This window comes from Mucilaginibacter calamicampi, assembly GCF_042676765.1.
Classification (GTDB): Bacteria; Bacteroidota; Bacteroidia; order Sphingobacteriales; family Sphingobacteriaceae; genus Mucilaginibacter; species Mucilaginibacter calamicampi.
The window spans coordinates 348608-367460 of sequence record NZ_JBHTHU010000006.1 but is presented as its reverse complement, the minus strand read 5'-3'; the positions used below and the strand labels follow the sequence as shown (position 1 = coordinate 367460).

The 18853-nt window shown below is 41.7% G+C and carries 19 protein-coding genes and 1 tRNA gene; 12 read left to right on the top strand and 8 right to left on the bottom strand.

What is annotated here, in order from left to right:
• A complete protein-coding gene (gene ku / locus ACFQZS_RS11175) occupies positions 1 to 771 on the bottom strand; it encodes a non-homologous end joining protein Ku (RefSeq protein ID WP_377100198.1) in 771 nt (256 codons plus the stop codon).
• A 115-nt stretch (positions 772 to 886) separates the two neighbouring features.
• Between ku and ACFQZS_RS11170 the strand changes: the two genes are divergently transcribed.
• The 8 genes from ACFQZS_RS11170 to ACFQZS_RS11135 all read left to right on the top strand — a co-directional run bounded on the left by ACFQZS_RS11170 (position 887) and on the right by ACFQZS_RS11135 (position 8302).
• The gene (locus ACFQZS_RS11170) at positions 887 to 1642 is read left to right on the top strand and encodes a UDP-2,3-diacylglucosamine diphosphatase (protein WP_377100196.1); all 756 of its coding nucleotides are present in this window, start codon (positions 887 to 889) and stop codon (positions 1640 to 1642) included.
• Between the two features lie 127 nt (positions 1643 to 1769).
• Positions 1770 to 2843, top strand: a complete 1074-nt coding sequence (prfA, locus tag ACFQZS_RS11165) for a peptide chain release factor 1 (protein WP_377100194.1) — start codon at positions 1770 to 1772, stop codon at positions 2841 to 2843.
• 289 nt (positions 2844 to 3132) lie between these two features.
• Positions 3133 to 4053 carry an FAD:protein FMN transferase gene (locus tag ACFQZS_RS11160; RefSeq protein WP_377100192.1) on the top strand — a complete coding sequence of 307 codons (921 nt, stop codon included), beginning with the start codon at positions 3133 to 3135 and terminating at the stop codon, positions 4051 to 4053.
• A 123-nt stretch (positions 4054 to 4176) separates the two neighbouring features.
• Positions 4177 to 4503 carry a hypothetical protein gene (locus ACFQZS_RS11155; RefSeq protein WP_377100190.1) on the top strand — a complete coding sequence of 109 codons (327 nt, stop codon included), beginning with the start codon at positions 4177 to 4179 and terminating at the stop codon, positions 4501 to 4503.
• A 25-nt stretch (positions 4504 to 4528) separates the two neighbouring features.
• A complete protein-coding gene (locus ACFQZS_RS11150; protein ID WP_377100188.1) occupies positions 4529 to 5401 on the top strand; it encodes a hypothetical protein in 873 nt (290 codons plus the stop codon).
• A 6-nt stretch (positions 5402 to 5407) separates the two neighbouring features.
• Entirely contained in the window at positions 5408 to 6091 is a 684-nt protein-coding gene (locus ACFQZS_RS11145; RefSeq protein WP_377100187.1) for a response regulator transcription factor, read from the top strand.
• A gap of 4 nt (positions 6092 to 6095) precedes the next feature.
• Positions 6096 to 7433 carry a sensor histidine kinase gene (locus ACFQZS_RS11140; protein ID WP_377100185.1) on the top strand — a complete coding sequence of 446 codons (1338 nt, stop codon included), beginning with the start codon at positions 6096 to 6098 and terminating at the stop codon, positions 7431 to 7433.
• Between the two features lie 149 nt (positions 7434 to 7582).
• Complete coding sequence (locus tag ACFQZS_RS11135; protein ID WP_377100183.1) at positions 7583 to 8302, top strand: DUF6515 family protein; 720 nt, start codon at positions 7583 to 7585, stop codon at positions 8300 to 8302.
• A gap of 58 nt (positions 8303 to 8360) precedes the next feature.
• Here the strand turns inward: ACFQZS_RS11135 and ACFQZS_RS11130 are convergent, their stop codons facing one another.
• The 3 genes from ACFQZS_RS11130 to ACFQZS_RS11120 all read right to left on the bottom strand — a co-directional run bounded on the left by ACFQZS_RS11130 (position 8361) and on the right by ACFQZS_RS11120 (position 11000).
• A complete protein-coding gene (locus ACFQZS_RS11130; protein ID WP_377100181.1) occupies positions 8361 to 8879 on the bottom strand; it encodes a hypothetical protein in 519 nt (172 codons plus the stop codon).
• Between the two features lie 107 nt (positions 8880 to 8986).
• A complete protein-coding gene (locus tag ACFQZS_RS11125) occupies positions 8987 to 10708 on the bottom strand; it encodes a S41 family peptidase (protein ID WP_377100180.1) in 1722 nt (573 codons plus the stop codon).
• A 76-nt stretch (positions 10709 to 10784) separates the two neighbouring features.
• Positions 10785 to 11000: a hypothetical protein gene (locus ACFQZS_RS11120; RefSeq protein ID WP_377100178.1), complete on the bottom strand. Its 216-nt coding sequence runs from the start codon at positions 10998 to 11000 to the stop codon at positions 10785 to 10787.
• A gap of 127 nt (positions 11001 to 11127) precedes the next feature.
• Between ACFQZS_RS11120 and ACFQZS_RS11115 the strand changes: the two genes are divergently transcribed.
• Positions 11128 to 11709, top strand: coding sequence for a porin family protein (locus ACFQZS_RS11115; RefSeq protein ID WP_377100176.1), 582 nt, complete (start codon positions 11128 to 11130; stop codon positions 11707 to 11709).
• 75 nt (positions 11710 to 11784) lie between these two features.
• Here the strand turns inward: ACFQZS_RS11115 and ACFQZS_RS11110 are convergent, their stop codons facing one another.
• Both ACFQZS_RS11110 and ACFQZS_RS11105 read right to left on the bottom strand, forming a co-directional pair.
• On the bottom strand, positions 11785 to 12234 hold the full coding sequence (locus ACFQZS_RS11110) for a hypothetical protein (protein WP_377100174.1): 450 nt from the start codon (positions 12232 to 12234) through the stop codon (positions 11785 to 11787).
• 285 nt (positions 12235 to 12519) lie between these two features.
• Positions 12520 to 12631 (bottom strand) — tRNA-Asp (locus tag ACFQZS_RS11105).
• A 151-nt stretch (positions 12632 to 12782) separates the two neighbouring features.
• Between ACFQZS_RS11105 and ACFQZS_RS11100 the strand changes: the two genes are divergently transcribed.
• The 3 genes from ACFQZS_RS11100 to dapA all read left to right on the top strand — a co-directional run bounded on the left by ACFQZS_RS11100 (position 12783) and on the right by dapA (position 17021).
• The gene (locus ACFQZS_RS11100) at positions 12783 to 13277 is read left to right on the top strand and encodes an Lrp/AsnC ligand binding domain-containing protein (RefSeq protein ID WP_377100172.1); all 495 of its coding nucleotides are present in this window, start codon (positions 12783 to 12785) and stop codon (positions 13275 to 13277) included.
• Between the two features lie 188 nt (positions 13278 to 13465).
• Entirely contained in the window at positions 13466 to 15916 is a 2451-nt protein-coding gene (locus ACFQZS_RS11095; protein ID WP_377100170.1) for a DUF5686 and carboxypeptidase regulatory-like domain-containing protein, read from the top strand.
• A gap of 223 nt (positions 15917 to 16139) precedes the next feature.
• Positions 16140 to 17021: a 4-hydroxy-tetrahydrodipicolinate synthase gene (gene dapA, locus ACFQZS_RS11090; protein WP_377100168.1), complete on the top strand. Its 882-nt coding sequence runs from the start codon at positions 16140 to 16142 to the stop codon at positions 17019 to 17021.
• A 60-nt stretch (positions 17022 to 17081) separates the two neighbouring features.
• Here dapA and ACFQZS_RS11085 read toward each other — a convergent pair whose 3' ends face one another.
• Entirely contained in the window at positions 17082 to 17258 is a 177-nt protein-coding gene (locus ACFQZS_RS11085) for a histone H1 (RefSeq protein WP_377100166.1), read from the bottom strand.
• 231 nt (positions 17259 to 17489) lie between these two features.
• On the bottom strand, positions 17490 to 18734 hold the full coding sequence (locus ACFQZS_RS11080; RefSeq protein ID WP_377100164.1) for an aminotransferase class I/II-fold pyridoxal phosphate-dependent enzyme: 1245 nt from the start codon (positions 18732 to 18734) through the stop codon (positions 17490 to 17492).
• Positions 18735 to 18853: the final 119 nt, after the last annotated feature.

Genomic DNA, 18853 nt, shown 5'->3' with positions numbered 1-18853 from the left:
TTACGCTCCTTTCTTGGTGTTCAGGCTGGCCATTAACTGGTCGTACAGATCATCGCTGGTAGTTTTTTGCGGAGTAAGCTTTTTAACCTTGGCGCGTTTGCCTTTTGATTTTGCCTTTATAATGTTCAGCAATGATTCGCTGTACTCATCTTTAAATTTTGATACGTCAAACTTCTCGGCGTATTGGTCTATCAGGGCCAGGCCCATATCCAGCTCCTTTTTAGTTACTGTAACCTTGTCACCTACTTTCAAATCCTCCGTACTTCTTATCTGCTGACCGAATCTTATCCGTGTAACCACCAGCACGTTATCAACCGGATGCACTATGCACAAGCTCTCGGTACTGCGCAGCACAAAGCGCGCAAGCCCTGCTTTTTTTGACTTTGCCAATGCTGCCAGCAAAAGCGCGTAGGCTTTATTGTTCTTGGTATCAGGTTCGGTATAGTAGGATGTTTCGTAAAACATGGGGTTAACATCGGCAATGTCAACAAAGCTTTCAATAGTTATCAGTTTGCTTTTTTCGGGTGCGGCGTCTTCAAAATCGCTGTCGTCCATTATCACATAATCATCGCTCAACTTATAGCCTTTGACAATTTTATCGTACGGCACCTCTTTATGCGTTTGCTCATTAATCCTCTGAAAGCGGATGCGCGAATGGTCGCGGCCATCCAGCATATCAAAATCAAGATTGCTTGTTTGCACAGCAGAATACAACTTTACAGGGATGTTTACCAACCCAAACCCTATTGAACCTTTCCAGATAGATCTCATGCTTAATGCTTTATTATTATCTATAACTGATTTGCCTGCAAACGGTTTGCCATAATTGATAAAGCAAAAAACCTACTATGATAAATATTCCACTTAAAATGTATTTTTGGGGCTGATGGCAACAGGCAACAAACTTTATTTTGCTTCTGATTTTCACTTAGGGGCCGGTGGTTACGAAAAAAGCCGCGCGCGCGAGGCCAGATTAGTACGCTGGCTGGACAGTATAAAGGCCGATGCTTCTGAGCTTTTTTTAATGGGCGATGTATTTGATTTTTGGTTTGAATACAGCACCGTTATCCCTAAAGGCTACATCCGTTTTATAGGCAAACTGGCGGAGCTGGCCGATGCCGGAATAAAAATATACCTTTTTAAAGGCAACCACGATATGTGGATGTTCGGTTATTTTGAAAAAGAGCTGGGTGCCACCATAATTACGAATGAACTGATAATAGAGCGCGGCGGAAAAAAATTCTTTTTGCATCACGGCGATGGCTTAGGTGCAGGCGACAGTGGTTATAAGCTACTTAAAAATATATTTCGCAGCAGGTTTTGCCAGTGGCTGTTTGAGCGCTTACACCCTAATTTGGGTGTGGGTATTGCCAATTACTGGTCGCGCAAAAGCCGGCTTAGTAATCTTGGCGATGAGCCATATAAAGAGGAAGAACAGGGCTGGCTTTTGGATTTTAGCAAGGAGCTTATAAAAACCACCCCATACAATTACCTGATATTTGGTCACAGGCATTTCCCTATGGAGGTGCAATTAACGGATGAAAGCCGTTATATAAACCTGGGTGAATGGATAAATTACGACTCATACGCGGTGTTTGACGGTGTAGAGCTAAAACTGGAACGCTTTGAGCAGGCTGTCTGAGTGCTGCTCATCGTAGAAATGTCAAACCTTTTGCCTTTCTGCTTTAAGCTTTTACCTTGAATTAAAAAACCGTATTTTTGTGCGCTTTTTAGGGCTTTAGTATATCGCCCCGAATAATAATAAGATTATGTTAGATAAGTTAGAGGCGATATTTCAACGCTGGAAAGATGTAGAAGCTGAACTGAGCAGCCCGGATGCCATGGCTGATATGAAGCGTTTTGCCCAATTAAATAAAGAATATAAAGACCTGGCTAAAATTGTTGATGAGTATAATGTATACCGCAACATTATGAGTAATATAGACACCAATAAAGGCATTCTGGCTACCGAAAAGGATGAAGAGTTTAGGGAAATGGCCAAAATGGAACTGGATGAGTTGCTTGTTCAGCAAGACGAAATGGAGGAGAAGATCCGCCTGATGCTGATACCTAAAGACCCTGAAGACAGCAAAAATGCCATTGTTGAGATACGCGGTGGCACAGGTGGCGATGAGGCCTCTCTTTTTGCAGGCGACCTTTACCGCATGTACATGCGCTTTTGCGAAAAACGTGGCTGGAAAACTGAACTGGTTGACTTTACCGAAGGAACAGCAGGTGGCTACAAAGAAATTGTATTTAACGTTATAGCGGAAGACGCTTACGGTACTTTAAAATACGAATCGGGCGTGCACCGTGTGCAGCGTGTGCCGGATACTGAAACGCAGGGCCGCGTACATACTTCAGCGGCATCAGTTGTGGTATTGCCAGAGGTGGATGAATTTGATATTGTGTTGAACCCCGCGGATATACGTAAGGATCTATTCTGCGCGTCAGGACCGGGCGGGCAATCAGTAAATACCACTTATTCTGCGGTGCGCCTTACCCACTTACCTACGGGTTTGGTAGCGCAATGTCAGGACCAAAAATCGCAGTTAAAGAACTTTGATAAAGCTTTACAGGTACTACGCTCGCGCGTATACGAACTGGAGCTGCAAAAACACCTGGAAGAAGCTTCTAAAAAGCGTAAAACCATGGTAGCAACCGGCGACAGGTCAGCCAAGGTGCGTACTTATAATTTCCCTCAGGGCCGCTTAACAGAACACCGCATAGGTCTTACTATTTACAACCTTTCCAACGTAATGAACGGTGACATACAGGACATTATGGAAGCCCTGCAGTTTGCTGAGAATGCCGAGAAGTTGAAAGAGGGTACCGTAGCGTAACGCTTATTCTTTTAAACTGTCATCCTGAACGCAGTGAAGGATCTTGTAAATCATGCCGTGCCAGGCGCTCGGCTCACAAGGCGTATAAGATTCTTCGCTATCACACAGAACGACAATTCACGTTTTTCCCAACTCATCTGCTCATTACATTATTTACACATAGGCTTCGCTTTTCATGTTATTTTCATAATACCCCGCTACTTTAGCTATTAATTTTATTATACCAGCGTTCTGCCTGGTTAATTTTACAGAACGCCGGTTTATCTGATAGCGAATTAATAGTGTTGTTATGCTGGCTCTAAAAAATACATCGGGAAGTAATTTATCGGTTTTCAATCACGAAGCCCGTTTAATGGGTACCGAATTTGAGATAAGTGTTGTAGGTGATAACCATGCCTGGGCTAATGACCGTATAAATAGTGCCATAACCGAGATAAACCGCGTAGAAAAGCTATTAACCGCCTTTGGCGACGATAGCGAAATAAACGCCGTTAACGGTAACGCGGGTGTACGTCCCGTTAAGGTAAGCGGCGAAGTTTTTAGATTGATAGACCGCGCGCTAAAGATCTCTGATTTAACGCATGGCGCTTTTGATATTACTTATTACTCTGCCGATAAGCTATTTATTGATAACAATTACAATACCCCTGTAAATACAATCCCCTACTCTGTTACTAAAACAAATTACAAAGGCATTGCTTTAGATGCGCAAAACTGCACCGTGTTTTTAAAGGAAAAAGGCATGCGCATTAGTCTGGCCACTGTAGCCAAAGGTTACGCTGCAGACAGAGCAAAGTATTTAATGCAATTTGAAGGTGTAAGCAGCGGCGTTATTAACGCCGGCGGTGACATTTTAACCTGGGGAACCCAGCCTGATCTTGAGCCCTGGACACCGGCTACAGCTTGCCCCGGTTACAATAATAAATATCTTGCCGACCACGACATTAGCAATATGACCTTAGCGGCTTCTTTTAATAAAGAAATAGCTGCAAAGCAAACAGGCTTAAAGGGCGGATTTGTTGTAAGCGCTATTAAAAGCGTGAATGTATTAAGCCCTTCGGCCGAATTTGCCGGTGCCTTAACTTCCCCGTTAATGGCCATGGGCATAAATGCCGGTTTATATCTGGTAAATCGCCTTAACCAGGTTGGCTGCGTTATTACCGACGACCAAAACCGTGTTTATACTTCTAACGGCATTAAAACAGCTTAAAGCAATTAGCTTGGCTTTGTTAAACCATAAAGGTAAATTAGCCTCTAATTTGCTGTCAATCCCACGCGGCGTCCTAATCAAATGCCTGGCTTTTACATTTTTTTTAGAAATTTCTTTTGTTTGATGATGAGGTGGTTTGTGTATATTGTATTGTTTTTGTTGATTGCGCCAACAGCGTCATCAGCTAAATTAATCAATAGCGCAGCTAAGGTGCCCCCCATTACCAGGCGTTATTATGTTACCCACAATTTGCCATTGGCAGATACCATAATAAAAAAGCACCCACCAGATGAAGACGAAAAGAATAAAATAAAAGAAATATCAAAGGCAAAGCGCCAGTCAAAACCCGAAAAAATTGATAACGCCGGCAACCAGCCCAAGCCACAGCGGGAACGCAGGCCCGAAGGTATGGAACGGCCGCCCGAAATACCCAGAAGAAATGGCAATTAACCCTAACCAAATTTGTAAACTGTAAATGAAGTTCCTTCGAATATTGTTTTTTCTTGTCACGGTTGTCACTGCAAATTCATCGGCAGCCAGGCTGCTTTTGCCAAAAAACCGCCTCACTTTGTATGCCGATACAGATACCATTGTGCGTAAAAGATCTATATCTGTGGGATTTAATTTTGGCAGCGACGCCATGTTTTTTGGCCGTACGGGCCCGATCAGGTATCCATTTTATTCGGCAGACGTTATATACAACACCAAGCAGGGCTTTTTTGCTTACGGATCTTTGCTGCGTTTAATTGGTTACCGTACTTCTATTGACGAAATAGATGTGGGCGGCGGCTATCTTTACCGTCCTTCAAAAAAATTCTCGGGTTCTGTCAGTTATACCCGTTTTATCTTTAACAAAGAGCAACGCATTATTGAATCGGCCACAAATAATGATATCAATTGGAAAAATGCCTATAACTGGGGGCCCTTTAAATCTACAGTGATACTGGACTACCTGTTTGGCCGCTCAAGCGATTTCTTTGTCACCGTAAGCCAATCTAAATACTTTGAGCCCGACTGGCGGCTTTTCAGCAATAACGACTATCTAACATTCAACCCTTCAATAAGTATGATATTGGGCACACAAAACTTTGTGCAAACCTATTCGCTTGACCACCAGGACCGTTTTGTTGATGCCAGCATCGTACCAAAAGCTTACTCACCCTACCAATATAACAATGGCCGTTTTAATGCTTTAAATTATAGTTTTAAAATACCTGTTGCCTACAACAGGGCGCATTATACGTTTGAGTTTGCTTATAAGTATTCCATACCTGTTAATGTTGAAGGCACTTTAAGAAACCGGAAGGAATCGTTTTATAACCTTACTTTTTATTACCTTTTTTATTAACGCGCAATGAATGTTTTGATCATAGAGGATGAGGTTGCCCTTGCACGGGAGCTTGAAATATTCTTAGCCAACAACAATTACATTTGCGAGGTATGCCATACCGGCAAGCGCGGCTCAGAAAAAGTAGCAACTAATCTGTACGATTTTATTTTGATAGACCTGGGTTTGCCAGATTATGATGGCATGGACCTGCTTAAAGAGGCAAAGCAAAATAACCCCGATGCGGTTTGTATTATTTTAACCGCCCGTGCCGAGGTTTATGACCGTGTGCGCGGGCTGGATCAGGGCGCGGACGATTATCTGCCCAAACCTTTCTCGTTACTTGAATTGCAAAGCCGCATGCAAGCCATACTAAGGCGTAAATTCGGGCTTAAACAGAGCGTAGTTGAGTTAGGTGGCTTTGCTATAAATTTAACCGACCGTACTATTACCCATAAAGGCGGCGTTGTAAATACTATCACTAAAAAGGAGTTTGACCTGATAGCTTATTTAATTCTGCATAAAAACCGTACCCTTACGCGCACACAACTGAGTGAACATATATGGGGCAGCATTATTAATGATGATTATGACTCTAATTATATTGATGCGCATATAAAAAACATTCGTAAAAAGTTAAATGCCTACTCGCCGCCCGACTGGCTGGAGACGGTAAGGGGGCTGGGTTATAAAATCACCGTGAATAGCTGATACTTTGAAACTAAACACCAAACTAACGCTGTTTAATGCCGTATCAAAGTTGGCAATTGCGGTGCTGTTTGTTCTTTTAGTGCCTTTACTGATAACCGAGATCAGCAAAAACTATGTTGACAACAAGCTTATCAAGCAAAAAACAAAATTCCTGCAAATAGTTGACCAGCAGGGAATAGCCGAATATATACCACCCGGAGAAACTTATGGCAGTTATTATCTGCCCCTTAAAGACGAATATCTTACCATTGAAAAAGACACCCTGTTTAAACGTGCTATTGATACGATTAAGAACGAGAAGCGCTTAGTTGGGCGCGACACCATAGAGTATCGCATATTAAGCCACACCTTTAAGCTTGATAGCCAAAACTACCTGCTTGAGATAGGAAAAAGTACGGTTACACTTAATGACACAAGCGCACCGCTGCAAAACCTGGCTTTTGTTGTGCTGATAAGCATGGTATTACTCACCATTTTGGCTGATCAGTTATATACCAACTACCTGCTGCACCCGCTGGCACTGATAATAAGAACGAAGCTGGTCAATCAAAAATTTCCAAATTTTGGTTCTTACAAAGAAATAAAAACCACTACTACTGATTTTCAGCACCTGGATATCAGTATTCATAAAATGATAGAGGCTATTGAGGCGGCCTTCCAAAAAGAGCGTGAATTTATTTCAAATGCTTCGCACGAATTGATGACGCCCATATCCATCCTGCAATCAAAAATTGAGAACATGTTTGAGCGGGAAGATATTGCCGAGGATCTTAAGTTACGCTTGCTTGAAATGCAAAAAATGCTAAACAGGCTTAAAAGCATAACTAAAACCTTGTTGCTGATATCGCAAATTGAGAATGAGCAATTTTTAAAAGAAGACAAGGTTTCCATTAAGGAACTTTTGCACGAGGTTTATGAGGAGATCTCTATCCGCCTTACGGAGAAAGATATTTCCTGTACGATAACCGCGCCCGAAGACAAACTGCTCGTCAACGTAAATAGCTTTTTGATATTTAATTTGTTTTTTAACCTGATAAACAATGCCATTAAATATAACAAGCCTAACGGTGAAATTAAGATATTTACAACTACCGACAATGGCAGATTAGCGGTAAGTATAATTGATACGGGAATGGGTATAAGCCCGGAGGCATTACCTTTTATATTTAACCGCTTTAAAAAATTCAGGCAATCCTTACAACAGGACAGCTTTGGCCTTGGCTTGCCAATAGTAAAATCAATAGCCAATTTTCATGGTATAGAAATACTGGTAAATTCTCAATTGAATGAAGGCAGTACCTTCAAATTAATTTTCCCTGCAAACCTGGTTGTTGATCTTTAGTACCCTCCTCTATGTCATTTAGACGACCCGCGTAGGGTTGAGTGAAGCGAAGGGGGAAATGACAACACCTTTTAAAAAAAATCTCACGCGCAGATTTAAACCATTTCAAGCCAAATTAGTCTAACAACCACAAAACAATTTTTCAGAAAATGGCCAGTATATTTAAGTATGCTACCGGTTTGTTGCTAACCGGAGCAATGTGTGCAATGGTATTAACCGCCGATGCGCAAAGGCGCGGTACCGGCGGCGTTCGTGGTGGTGTAAATATAGCGCGCGGCGGTGGTGGTTTTGGTTACCGACCGGCATTTTCAATGGGTTTGGGGCTGGGTTATAACCGTGGTTTTTACGGCGCGGGCCTGGGTGTGTGGGGATACCCTAACTTAGGTTTCCGTATGGGGGCAATGGCTCCGGGATTTTATCCTTTTTACTTTGGAACCAGTTTATATTATTATTCCGGTGGCGCATTTTACCGCCCTAATGATACAGGTGGATATACCGTAGCCGATCCGCCGGTTGGAGCAGCTATACCTAATTTGCCAAAAAACGCGCATTCAATAGTTATTAACGGCGCGCAATATTATGAGTATCGTGGAGTGTATTACACCGCGCAGGTTAATGATAAGGGCGAAACCATTTATGTAGTTGCCGGCAAAGACGGGGTTTTAAATACTGATAATGACAGCAACATGGCTCCCCTGCCAAAAATTGGCGACACCGTTGGTAAACTGCCCGATGGCAGCCAGAAAGTAACCCTTAACGGCGTTAATTATTTTGCTGCGCCTGATGGTGTTTATTATGAGGCTGTGGTAAAAGACGGCAATACTACCTACCGGGTGGCGAGTGTTCCATCCGCTGATGATTATAAATAAGCGTTAAAGCATTTCAATAAAAAAGCCGCCCCCAATTGGGGCGGCTTTTTTATTGAAATTAGTGTTTGCCATGTCCCTTACCCGGACCGTGACCCGGGCCACCAGGACCCGGATGCGGACCGCCCGGACGTGGACCATGACCTGGTTTCGGACCTTTAGGGCCTTTACCCGGTTTCCAATGGGCTTTATATTTCACGTCGGGGCTGTTACGGATAATAACCTGATCGTGACGGCCTTTGTAGGTTACATATTTAGTGCGGTAAACATCGGCCCTTAACCATGGGCGGGGTTCGTTAACAACAACCTTATAGTTATTGTTAATGTTATAATTGGCATAACGAACCGGTAACCTGCGCGAGCGTACCCATACGTTATTATCCAAATAAACATACTGGTGATTTGGCACATCATAATAAGTGTCAATATCAGGCAGGTAATAATTTTCTACGTAATCATATCCAACGGGCCCCCAGGCCGGCTGGCTGCCAATGTTTACATTTAAACTAATCTGCGCATTGGCTGATGTATAAAGTAAACTGCTAAAAACGGTAGCGGCAATTAATGTTATCTTTTTCATAGCTATCAATTTATTTGGATGTAAGACAACTTCAAATCAAAAAAGTTTACTCAATAAAAAAAGCGGCCCTGGTAAAGGGCCGCTTTTTTTTTAAATATATAGTTGAACTATTCCTTTTCCTTATTGTCAGCTTTTTTATCCGCCATGGCTAAAACAGGCTTACCAATAACTTTATAATTGCCATCTCCGCGTAGTACTGCTGCGGTAAGGGCTTTATCCTGTAAGGTTTTTACGGCTTGGGCCATTTCGTTATCATACTTTTGGTTGGCTTCAAAGCGGCCCTTTTCGTAATAGTAGCGAGACACTATTTCGTTCTCTAAAGCTTGCTTTATTTCTGTTTTATGAATTTGCAGATCGTTTTTCTTGCTATTCATTAACTTGGTTTTCAAAATATCATACTCCGCCTGGATCTGGTCAAACTGCTTTTCTTTGGTAGCGTCTGATTTTAAGATGTCAAGCGTTCTTTCTGATACCGTATTATAGCTGTAGTTTTTACCGGCAAGATATTTCACAAAGTCGTTATATTCAGCATCGCTCAAAACAAAGGTCTTGGCATCGGCAATTTTTGGGTGGGCATCGCGATACTTAGTGGCGTAATCAAATAATAATAGCTTGCCAATAAGGGTTTGGGTAACGGTTGCATAACGTTCCTGCTTAACAGAAATGTCCGGATAAATACCGCTGCCATCATAAACAGAACGACCGGCTTTGGTTTTAAATTCATGCAAAGTTGAATCAGCAAATTTAATTACGCTGCCATCGTCTTTACGGTGCGCGTAATCCAGTTCCTGTATGCAACGGCCTGATGGCACATAATATTTAGCGATAGTAATTTTAACCAGGCTATTGTAGGGCAATGAGAAGGTTTGCTGAACCAAACCCTTACCATAACTACGCTGACCAATAACAACACCACGGTCCAGATCCTGAATGGCACCAGCCACAATTTCTGAAGCAGAGGCCGACCTGTTGTTTGTTAACACCACCAAAGGCAAATCCGGAGCAATTGCGGGTGCCATAGTTTTGTATACATAACTTTTCTCCCTCACTTTTCCTTTTTGCGATACCACCTCAACACCCTGCGGTATAAAAAGGTTAACAATTTTCACAGCCTCCTGCAAAATACCGCCGCCGTTTCCACGCAGATCAAGTATCACGCCTGCCGGGTTGTTCTTTTTTATTGCAACCAGGGCGCTGGTAACTTCATCCGCAGAGTTTTCCAGAAACTTATCCAACTTTATGTAGCCCATGTTACCATCAACCATACCAGAGTAGGATACGTTAGGTTGCTTTATCTCATCGCGTACAACGCTTTTTATTAACTGATTGGCATCGCCTTCGCGCTTAACCACCAGTTTAACCGCAGTTCCGTTTGATCCTTTAAGCAACGTGCTTACCTGGTCGTTATCTTTACCCTGCAGCGGGACATCGTTGATAGAAATTATCTGGTCGCCGGCCCTAACGTCGGCTTTTTGGGCCGGATAGGCTTCAAACACGCTTGAAACGAAAACTTTGTTATCACGCAAAAAAATACTCGCGCCAATGCCCCCGTACTGTGTGCTTACGTAATGGAGCTTATAATCTTCAATTTCCGATTCGGGAACAAACTCGGTGTAGGGGTCAAGGCCATTAAGCATGGCGTCGGCACCGGTTTTAAGCATCTCTGCCGAGTTGATGTCGTCAACATAGTTAACATTTACCTCTTTGTATAACGAGGCAAACACTTCCAGATTTTTTGAGATCTGAAACAAGTCGTCTTTAAAACTCCATGTGCCTACAGCTAATGTCAGCAGCCCTGCGGACAAAATGATCTTTTTATATTTTTCCATCACACGCACTTAAATAAACTTAAAAAATAAAAATACAAAAATTAGATCTTTATTAATGAAACAACTAACAGAGATTTTACAGTCTGTTGTTGTCCATATTAGCCAAAGCTTTTTGCAACGTAAACACCACGTATTCGCGTTTACGGTTAACCAGCTGCATTATGGTATTAATTAAGGCTTCTTCCTGGCCCTCTGTGTAATTTAATTGCTGATCGGTGAGATGATTATATTTTCTTTGTAACTTAATTTTTACCCGTTCCCAGTCTTTGTTACTGATAGTTACCTCTGCCATAGTTATATATTTTGGGCAAATATAAAAATAACCTGATTGGCATTTTTAAAATTTTGGTATAGCAATTGTTTATATTAAAAATATAGCTTTACTTAAAAGCACTATTTTTATTAAAACTACATTATTTATGAAAAAGTATTTATTAGGTGCAGCGTTACTGATGGCAGTGAGCATCAGCGCTAAGGCACAATTTAGTTTAGGCGTAAAGGGTGGCGTTAATTTTTCAAAGATAGCTACCGATAATTTGAATGAATCAACAGTAGCCGGTTATCAGGCCGGTTTATTTGCCCGTGTAGGCAGCGGGGTTTACTTACAACCCGAAGTTTATGTAAGCAGCAAAGGCGGTAAGTTTAACTCAACCGCTAATAACACCAACTACAGCGGCGACGTTAAATTTACTACTTTAAACGTACCGCTTTTGTTAGGTACTGCAATTGGCGATGACAGCTTTAACTTCCGCATTATGGGTGGCCCTATCTACTCTTATATTATGGATAAGAGCCAAAACTTCTCGGCCAATTTTAATGGTGCCTATGCCGATTTTGGCAACTACAAAAACAGCACATTGGGCTACCAGGTGGGTGCCGGCGTTGATATTGGCGCTATTACTGCCGATTTAAGGTATGAAGGCGGCCTTACCGATGTAAATAAAAACTACGGTCAGCGCCAAAACCTTTGGGCTTTGAGTGTTGGTTTTAAATTCTTTTAGTCTGAACTAAGATTTATAGGATTAAGGGATTTCCTTGATTTTAAGAAACCCTTCCGGAGAGAACCGGAAGGGTTTTTATTTTGGTAGTTTATAAATAATTTCTTTTTCAAATACCTTAATAAGATTTGCTATTCCTGTAGCATTAACCCCATACCCCCCAACTGAATGTGTCTGGTCGTACGCAAACACAAGTCCTATTTCGGTCTTATTATCTTTAAACCAATAGTCGGTTTTATCATAAAAGGCGTGATATTGGAGATTCCTTTTCGGCTCTTTTATAAAAATATCGAAATAATACTTGTAGCCAGTATTTGAATCGCCTGTTATGTCAGTAATTCTATATAAAATATTTTTGTTCGAAACGGCCAACTTATTCATGTCACTTTTAAATTCATCTATGTTCCTTTTGTAATCATAGGTTTTAATTGGCGGAAATGTTGAACTAACACCTGCCACAAAATAAACGCAAGTGCCTATACATAATATTAAACCCACTCCAAACGCTATAATTAAATATCTATTCATCCATTTTGAAATAATACATAAAGGTAATTTAAAACGAAGGTATAATTGACTATTTTTTAGTACAAAAAAGGTATAAAACAAGTAAAGCCCCTGATGGGCAGGGGCCTTTACTAACCAATTATAAACCTAAATTATGAGAAGAGGCTGTAGGAGAAGGAGTCGAACCTTCACAGAGTGGTTATGCTTATTGCTAAGCGTTTCCCATTATCTCCGCCACCGCGACGAGGAGGTGTGTCTGCCAAAAATTTCACCATCCTACAGTATAAAATTCACGCCAGTGAATTGCTGTTGGGGAAGGATTCGAACCTCCACAGAGTAGTTAGCCCGCTTCGGGTTTCCTATGATCTCCGCCACCGGGACAAGGAGGTGTGTCTGCCAAAAATTTCACCACCCAACATTATATTTTATAAGAACGACGATTAGGTTTTATCGATTGCTTGATACAAAAGTAATATAGCCACATCTTTCTTGCAAATATTTCAACAAAATTATTTTATTTTTATACAAATTTTAATTAAACTTGTATTTAAATATTGAAATTCAAATTTATGTCTCACAGAAAAGCGCAAAATTTAGAAATTGATAATCTGGATATACAGATTTTATCAATATTAATGAAAAACGCGACCACTCCTTACACCGAGATCGCTAAGGAATTAATAGTTTCTGGTGGCACAATACACGTGCGCATGAAGAAACTGGAGGAGATGGGCGTTATTAAGGGCGCCAGCCTTGAAGTTGACCCACAGAAACTGGGATACGATATCACCGCGTTTTTGGGTATATTTCTTGAAAAGGGTTCGCAATATAACGAGGCCGTTAAACAGTTAAAGACTGTAAAAGAGATAGTTGAACTACATTATACAACCGGCAGCTACAGCATTTTTGCCAAAATTATTTGTCATGATACCACGCATTTACGCGAAGTATTGAATGAGCAGATCCAGGGTGTTAAAGGGATACAACGTACTGAAACCTTTATATCTCTTGAAGAAAGCATAAAAAGGCAAATTACGCTGGAACAGCATGACTTTGGTCATTAATATTATTAAACGCTTACTGACGACAGTTACATAAAAATGCCCGGCGACCCTACGGCGGATGATTTAAACACCAGGCCTGCAATATTAAAAGTTTGCAGGTTTTTTTATGCGTTTATATTTAACAGTAATTAACATTACCCCGGCATGTAGTTTTGTTAATAAACCGCATATTAGCATAAACTATTTACATGAAACCTGCCCTAATTACAATATGTTTATTTTTTATGTGCTTTGCGGCGGCGGCACAACAATTTACCTTAAGCGGAAAAATAACGGATGAGGCGGGGCGGCCGGTTCCGTTTGCAAGTGTATATATACAAAATACAACAAGCGGCACTTCTGCCAATAATGAAGGCGAATACACATTTAACCTTAAAGCCGGCAAGCGCACTATAATATACAGAGCTGTTGGTTACCGCCAGGAGCTGTTTGAGCTCGACCTGAAGCAGAACCAGTCAAAAAATATTACCCTTAAGCCCGAGGTTTACCAGTTGCAAACGGTATCTATCAGCGCAACGGGCGAAGATCCTGCTTATGCCATTATTCGCCAGGCCATAAAAAAACGTAAATTTCATTTACAGGAGGTTAAAGCCTACACTGCCGATGTATATATTAAAGGTTTGCAAAAGCTGTTGGATGCGCCGAAGCGGTTTTTAGGCAGGGATATAGAGCAAATGACCAGCAGAATGGGCCTTGACTCCAACAGGCGGGGGATAGTTTATTTATCAGAGTCTGAGTCAAAATACAGCTTTAGTTACCCCGACCAGGTGCACGAAGAAATGATATCATCAAAGGTATCAGGTAATAACAGGGCTTTTAGCTATAACAGGGCATCAGACCTGAAAGTAGATTTTTATGAGAATTACCAAAACTGGGACGAAATTAGCCTAAGGCCGCTGGTATCGCCAATTGCCGATAACGCGCTGTTTTATTATCGTTATAAATATATAGGCCAAACTACGCAAGACGGACAGGAGGTAAACAAGATACAGGTTATACCCCGCCGCGAGCACGACCCATGTTTTGAAGGCTTTATTTATATACAGGAGGATAGCTGGCGGGTGGTAGGTATTGAGCTTTTTATTACCAAAAAAGCCAATATAAGGTTTGTTGATACGGTGAAGGTAAACCAGCAATTTTTGCCTGTTGATAAAAAAGCCTGGATGCCATCAACCGTTAGATTTGATTTTACTGCCGGGTTGCTCGGATTTAAACTGGCCGGTTACTTTGTTTCGGTTTATAACAATTATGATATTAACCCAACTTTTGGCAAAAAGAGCTTTAACGAGCTGCTGCGCATTACCCGTGATGTAAATAAAAAAGACAGCGTGTACTGGTTACAGCAAAGACCCATACCGCTTACGCTGGAAGAAAAAAACGATTATCAGAAAAAAGAAGCGCTTGCTAAACGGCGCGAATCAAAAGAGTATCTCGACTCGCTGGATCTGCGAAACAACAAAGTAAGGCTACGTAATTTTATTACGGGCGGCATCAATATCCGTAACCGCTACGAGCGTGAGTCGTACCACTTTGATGCCATACCCGCATCGCTGTTATTTAATACGGTTGAGGGGCTTGCTATTAATTACAGCGCTTCGTATATCAAAAGAATAGATACAGTTAACAACAAAAATTTCAGCGTTCGTACAAACATCCGTTATGGCTTTGCCAACAGGTTGCTGAATGCTAATGCCACAGTAAACATCCCGGCAGGAAAGCTCAGCCTGAGCGTAAGCGGTGGCTCTGATGTTGTGGATATGAACAACACCCAACCTATCCGCCCCTTTATTAATTCTGTTTATACACTGCTGCAACGGCAAAATTTTCAAAAACTCTATCAAAAAACTTTTGCTTCTGCATCAGTTGGCGGCCGTATTGCCGGTGGCTGGCAGGGTAGCCTGGGCGTTGAATGGGCCAACCGCCATTGGTTAGCCAACTCGTCTGATTACAGCTTTTTTAACAGGCAAAGGGCGTTTACCTCAAACAATCCGTTGGTGCCGGCCGCTGATGTGCCGCTTTTTCCGGATAATACCTCGTTTAAAATTGGATTGCGCACCACTTACAACTTCAGCAATAAATACGAAACCTATCCAAACGGACGAAGGTATGTTCAATCAAAATATCCTACCATTGGATTAACGCTTACCAAGGGGCTTAAAAACGTGTTAGGTTCTGATGTAGACTATACGCAAATTTCTGCTGATATTTCTAAGTATAACATCAGTATGGGTGTTTATGGCAGGTCTTCGTTCTATCTTTCGGCAGGAAAGTTCCTGAGCAATAGCAGTTTATTTTATACCGATTATCACCATTTTAACGGCAACCAGGTGCTTTTGTACAAGGGAGGTTTAAACAGTTTCCTGCTATTGGATTACTATCGCTTCAGTACGCAAAAAGAATACCTGGAGGGCCATTTAGAGCATAACTTTTCGGGCTTTATAACCAATAAGCTGCCATTAATACGCAAGCTTAAATTGCAGGAAATTTTAAACGTAAACTACCTTTCTACGCCTGATTTGAAAAACTATTACGAAGTGGGCGTGGGCTTACAGTACTTTACTTTCAGGGTGATGTATGGCTGGTCATTCAATTCAGGCAGTAATGCCACATCAGCTTTTAGATTAGGCATAAATTTTTAATGTGCGCTACAAGCCGTCATGCCGAATTTATTTCGGCATCCCACAGGACATGCACGCCTGCTTAGCGTGTGTGGTGCTGAAAAATAAATTCAGTATGACATTTTGTATTCGTGATTACCCTCTAATAAAATCTATAGGTAAGCTAGATTTTTTGGTTTAAAACAGCATCCGGGCTCATATCCACAACTAAAATTATTATCTTAGCGACCTTTTAATTCGGATAATGAACAAATTTTACGGAACGGGTGTAGCTATTATAACGCCTTTTCAAGCAAACGGCGAGATAGACTTTAACGCGCTTAGAAACCTGATAGAGTATTTAATTGAGGGTGGCGTTGAGTACATAGTGTCTTTAGGCACTACTGGTGAAAATGTTGTGTTAACTGCCGAAGAGAAAAAGAAGGTATGGGCCTTTACAGCCGAAGTTAACCGCGGACGTATTGACCTTGTTGCCGGTATTGGCGGTAATAACACAGCCGATATAATTGAGCAAATTAAGGCTTTTGACACTACAGGTTATGCCGGTATTCTATCAGCTAGTCCATCCTACAATAAGCCTACCCAGGAAGGCATTTATCAGCATTATAAAGCCATTGCGGCGGTTGCGCCACTGCCAATAATTTTATACAACGTCCCGGGCCGTACAGGCAGTAATGTAAGCGCCGGTACTACCGTGCGTTTGGCGCACGATTTTAAAAACATTATAGGCATTAAAGAAGCATCGGGCAATTTTGAGCAGTTTAACCTGATAATGCGCGATAAACCAGAAGGATTTTTGCTGATATCAGGCGACGACCCGGTTACGCTGCCTATGATGGCGCTTGGTGCCGTGGGTGCAATAACCGTTATAGGAAACGCTTTGCCACGCCAAACGTCTGATATGGTACGCGCCGCACTTAATAACGATTATGCTGCCGCGCAAAAAGCACATTTTAGCCTGGTGGAGTTTACCCGCTTGTGCTTTGTTGAAGGCAGCCCGGCGGGAGTTAAAACCGCGTTGAGCGTGTTAGGCGTTTGCGGCGACACCGTGCGCCTGCCTTTAGTACAGGTTGGCAGCAGTACTGTTGATCTGTTTAAAAAGGAGCTTGCAAAAATAACCGCATAAAAAAACCCCCGTATACCCGGGGGTTCAAATTTCTTTTCTATAATCAGCAAAAAAAGCTAATTAAGCTTTGTTTTTAGCATTCTGAACTTCCAAACGAATTGACTGAGCCAGGTTTTTCAGATCTTGCATACCTTTACGCACGCGGGTTCCGGCAGCGCTGTTGCCTTTGTTGTAAAACTTGTCTGCATCTGCTTCTAACGACGCAATTAAGTTTTTTACTTCAGTAAATTTTTCCATTTAAATTACTCCTTTTTAATATAATTTGAGGTTTTTTGTTTTTGTTAAGCTAATCTAATACGTTTTATCGAAAAAAAAAATTTTACCTATTAAGTAAGCCGTTTTTTTTAAAAATTAACGCCTCTAAGGGTTAAATCAACTTATTATGAGGGCTTTATAACCATTTTGCAGCAACAAAAAAGCACCCGGCGTTTAAGCCGGGTGCTTTTTGCTTTATTAGATAGCGATTTATTAAACCGCCTTAACTTTATCGCTTTTATAATGACCCGCCTTAAGCTTTTCGCCCATTTCGGTGTAAGCATCAAGCGTGCGCTGCACATCGGCTAAAGAGTGAGCCGCGGTTGGAATTAATCTCAAAACGATCAATCCTTTCGGAATAACCGGATAGATAACTATTGAACAAAATATGCCATAGTTTTCGCGCAGATCGCGGGTAAGCGCGGTAGCTTCGTACAAATCGCCTTTTAAAAATACCGGGGTAACCATGGTATTGGTAACACCCAGATCAAAACCACGCTCGCGTAAGCCACTTTGCAGCGCGTTGGCTATCTGCCATAGTTTTTCGCGTAGCTGTGGCTGCGATACCAGCAACTCAAAACGTTTTTTTAACCCGATAACCATTGGCATTGGCAATGCCTTGGCAAATATCTGCGAGCGCATGTTATAACGCAGGTAATCAACAATTTGCTTATCGGCAGCAACAAAACCACCTATGCCTGCCATTGATTTGGCAAAGGTGCCAAAATAAACATCAATGCCGTCAATACAGTCCTGCTCTTCGTGTGTGCCGGCTCCGGTTTTACCCATGGTACCAAAACCATGCGCATCATCAACCAGCATCCTGAAATTGAATTTTTCCTTTAAAGCAACTATATCTTTTAAACGCCCCTGCGCTCCTGACATGCCAAAAACACCCTCGGTTATCAGCAGTATGCCGCCGCCTGTTTGTTCTGTTAAACGGGTAGCACGCTCCAGCTGTTTTTCGCAGCTTTCAATATCGTTGTGCTGGTATACATAACGCTTACCTATATGCATCCGCAGACCGTCAATTATACAGGCATGCGATTCTGCATCATAAACTATAACATCATTACGGTCAACCAGCGTATCAATTATTGATACCATGCCTTGGTAACCATAGTTTAACAAATAAGCATCTTCTTTACCTACAAATTTGGCCAGGTTGGCTTCTAACTCTTCGTGGTGTATTGAATTTCCCGACATCATCCGCGCGCCCATTGGGTAGGCCATACCGTAATCTGCCGCTGCTTTGGCATCAGCCTCCCTAACTTCGGGATGATTAGCCAGGCCTAAATAATTATTAAGGCTCCAAACCAAATGTTCCTTCCCGTTAAACATCATATGCGGTGCTATCTCGCCTTCTAACTTAGGGTAGGAGAAATACCCATGCGACCACTTTTGATGCTGCCCTAACGGGCCGCCCATACTTTTCGAAATCTTATCAAATAAATCCAATGTACTGTGTATTTAATTTGCAAATATAGCTATATGAGAAGCAAGAGACAAGAAGCAAGAATTAAGATCCTTACTTACAGAAAAAGCCAGAAATCTTAATTCCTGGCTCTTGATTCTTG